The 2,738-nt window shown below is 75.3% G+C and carries 3 protein-coding genes; 1 reads left to right on the top strand and 2 read right to left on the bottom strand.

From position 1 onward, the window contains the following. On the bottom strand, positions 1-862 hold an 862-nt coding region (locus tag J0670_RS35150; RefSeq protein ID WP_207816582.1), incomplete at its 3' end, for a DUF1906 domain-containing protein. Positions 863-1,025: 163 nt separating this feature from the next. On the opposite strand from J0670_RS35150, the gene J0670_RS35145 reads away from it, so the two are divergent. Then, the gene (locus J0670_RS35145; protein WP_207816581.1) at positions 1,026-2,090 is read left to right on the top strand and encodes a DMT family transporter; all 1,065 of its coding nucleotides are present in this window, start codon (positions 1,026-1,028) and stop codon (positions 2,088-2,090) included. Between the two features lie 89 nt (positions 2,091-2,179). Here J0670_RS35145 and J0670_RS35140 read toward each other — a convergent pair. Continuing rightward, positions 2,180-2,738: pyridoxal 5'-phosphate synthase (locus J0670_RS35140; RefSeq protein WP_207816580.1), on the bottom strand; the 559-nt coding region annotated here is incomplete at its 5' end.

The following is a 2,738-nucleotide window of genomic DNA, read 5'->3' as shown; positions in this document are numbered from 1 at the left end:
GGCCGTCGACCCGGTCGCGGTCGATGGCGAGGGTGGCGCCGGCGTAGGTCTCCTCGACGTTGCCGTGGTACTGGTGCACGCGCTGGTGGCTCGCCCAGAGGTCGGCGGAGAGGCCGCCGGAGCCGTCGGTGTCGGCCCGGTCGTCCCAGCGGGCGTACCAGAGGGCGTCCGGGAGCGGGGAGCTGCCGACCCGGGCGGCGGCGGCGAGGTCGGCGATGCCGGAGCCGAGGCTGGAGTAGAAGCCGGAGCGGTACCCGGCCGCGTGCAGGGCCTCGGTCCAGCCGAGGGTGAAGTCGACCACGGCCTGGCCGCAGGCGGGGTCGCTCATCGGGTAGGCCTCGATGTCCAGGTAGACCGGGCTGCCCTGGCCGAAGCCGAGCACCTTCATCGAGCTCAGGGCCTCACCGGCCTCGGTGCGGCCCTGCTGGACGGCGTTGGCCGGGTCGATCCGCTTGGGCTTGTGGCTCAGGTCGGCACACGGCGCCTGGAGGCCGACGTGCACGGGCAGGAACCGCCAGCCCATCGCGCGGACCTGACGGACCCACTGGGCGGTGAGCCGGGCTTGGCCGCAGGCACGCTGGGAGCCGCTGACGTAGATGCCGATCGCCTGGTACGGGGAGGCGGCGCGCCAGGCCAGCAGGGTGTCGAGCGCGGGTGCGTCGCAGGCGTCGAAGGCGGGGCCGGACCACTCGTCGTGGATCCGGGGCGGGCCGTGCCGGTCGGGCAGCGTGACGGTCCGGATGCGGGGGACGGCGACGGCGGCCCGCCGGGTGGCGGCCTGGGCGCTCGCGCCCGTCCCGTCGGTGGCCAGCAGGAGCAGGAGGGAGGCGGCGAGCACGGCCGCGGAGCGGAGATAGCGCACCCCGCCTTGATACTGACGGACCGTCGGGCGATCGCGCCCACCACGCCGCGAGGCCCGTGCGAGTCCACCCTTTCGGACGCACCCGTCCGTATCCGTCCCGTTTCCCGCCCGGCCACTGTAACGAGCTTGCTGGTTTATCACTCCTTACGGCAAACTCGTTAGCATGCCCACCTCCCGCACCAGCGAAACCGCTGCCCCCACCTCGGCCTCCGCCGTCGCCGAGGCCCTTGCCATGCCGCCCGCCCCCAAGGGCGAGCCCGCCGGCGAACGGGGCAGCTGGCGACGAGGTGGGGAGCCCGGCTCCGCGGCGCCCCCCGGGGTGCACCCCGACCGGCCCGGCGGCCGGTTCGGCAAGGCCCTGCGGCGCCCGGCGAGGATCCCGGCGCCGCTTCTCTGTCTGATCGCGATGTTCCTGGTGCAGACCGGCATCGCGCTGTCCAAGCCGCTGTTCGGCCCGCTCGGGGTCAGCGGTACGACCTTCCTCCGGCTGGGCTTCGCCGCGGTCATCCTGCTCGCCGTCACCCGGCCGAAGCTGCGCGACAAGCGCCCGCGCGACCTCGCCGCGGCCGCCCTGCTCGGCGTGGCCTCGGCCGGGATGACCTTCCTGTTCGCCGGGGCGATCGATCGGCTGCCGATGGGCACCGCCGCGACCATCGAGTTCCTCGGCCCGCTCGCCGTCGCCCTGGTCTTCGCCCGGCGCGCCAGCCACCTGGTCTGGGCGCTGCTCGCGGCGGCCGGCGTGGTGCTGCTGACCCTGCTCGGCGAGGGCGAGGGCGGCGGCTCGCTCGACCCGGTCGGCCTGCTGTACGCCTTCGGCGCGGCCGCCTGCTACTCGGTGTACATCCTGTTCACCGACAAGGTCGGCGCCACCTTCCAGGGCTTCCAGGGCCTCGCGGTGTCGATGACGGTCGGCGCGCTGGCCCTGGCGCCGTTCGGGCTGGGCCAGGCCTGGAACGGACTGACCGCGCCCGGCGCCTCCCCGGTGCTGCTGCTCGCCGCGGTGGCCGGGGTGTCGCTGCTGCTGCCGGTGCTCCCGTACGCGCTGGAGATGACCGCGCTGCGCCGGATGCCGCAGCGGGTGTTCAGCGTGCTGGTCAGCCTGGAGCCGGCGGTCAGCGCGCTGGTCGGGCTGGTGGTGCTCGGCCAGCTGCTGGGGGCGGCGCAGCTCGCCGGGATCGGCTGCGTGGTGGCGGCCAGCGTGGGGGCCACGCTGACCGGGCGGCGCTGACGGACCGTCGGGGCCCTGCCGGCTCCGACGGGCTTACGGCTTTACGGGCTTACGGGCTTACGGGCTTACGGCTTTACGGCTCCACGGCTCTACGGCCAGAGCAGGGTGCGCGACCACTCCGGGCTGCGGACCGGGCCGCTGCGGGTGTAGCGCAGCCGGACGTGCCGGCGCTGGGCGTCTCCCTGCCAGAACTCCACCTCGTGGGCCCACAGGGTGTAGACCGCGTGCCCGGGCGCGACGATGTCCGGGGTGGCCTCCAGCCGGCGGCGGGCTACCGCCACCGCCTCGTCGTACTCGGCCAGCGAGGCCAGCGGCTCGCTCTGCCACCCGACCAGCGCGGCGGCCCGGGCGGCGGGCGAGCGGGTGGCGAACTCGGCGGCGGCGACCAGGTCGGCGGCCCGCTCGACGGTGCCGCGGACCCGCACCTGGCGGCCGAGCTGCGGCCAGTAGACGGTCAGCGCGGCGGCCGGGTGGCCGGCGAGCTGACGGCCCTTGGGGCTGTCGGCGTCGGCGGAGAAGTTCCAGCCGGTGCCGGCCGCGTCCATGTCGCGCAGCACCAGCACCCGGGCGTCCGGCATGCCGTCCGCGTCGACGGTGGAGAGGGTGAAGGCCTGAGGGTCCAGCACCCCGGCGTCCAGCGCGGTGGCG

The sequence above is a fragment of the Streptomyces sp. FH025 genome (assembly GCF_017427025.1).
Lineage (GTDB): Bacteria > Actinomycetota > Actinomycetes > Streptomycetales > Streptomycetaceae > Kitasatospora.
Note: the sequence above shows the minus strand (reverse complement) of the source record. Positions and strands in the feature narration are given on the sequence as shown.

Coding starts and splice junctions, on each gene's coding strand:
- J0670_RS35145 (WP_207816581.1), top strand. CDS start 1,026: ATGCCCACCTCCCGCACCAGCGAAACCGCTGCCCCCACCTCGGCCTCC.